The organism is Halomonas sp. SIMBA_159 (assembly GCF_046536035.1).
GTDB lineage: Bacteria > Pseudomonadota > Gammaproteobacteria > Pseudomonadales > Halomonadaceae > Vreelandella > Vreelandella venusta_A.
Genome location: NZ_JAWJBT010001545.1, coordinates 1 through 238, shown reverse-complemented (window position 1 = coordinate 238; position 238 = coordinate 1). Strand labels below are relative to the sequence as shown.

Annotated in this window: 1 pseudogene; it reads right to left on the bottom strand. The window is 63.0% G+C overall.

Annotated elements, in window-relative coordinates:
• A pseudogene (locus R0J87_RS24410) lies at positions 1-238 on the bottom strand (TIGR03842 family LLM class F420-dependent oxidoreductase); the annotation flags it as partial.

Below are 238 nucleotides of genomic sequence, written 5' to 3'. Positions count from 1 at the left end.
GCTCTCCACCACATCGTCGGTGATGAAGTCGAGATGGTCGGCGTCCTTGGAGGCGTGCTTCTTGTAGTCGTAGCCCTTGCGCCCCTCGATATATCTGGTGAACGAGGCCGGGATGTCGGGATTGTCCATCCCGTACTTCTCCACGATGTCGGCGACGTGGTTGCCGACCATGGCCGGGAACCAGCGGGTCTGTTCCAGCCCCTTGTCCAGATCGCCGACCCAGGTCGGCGCGGCGGAC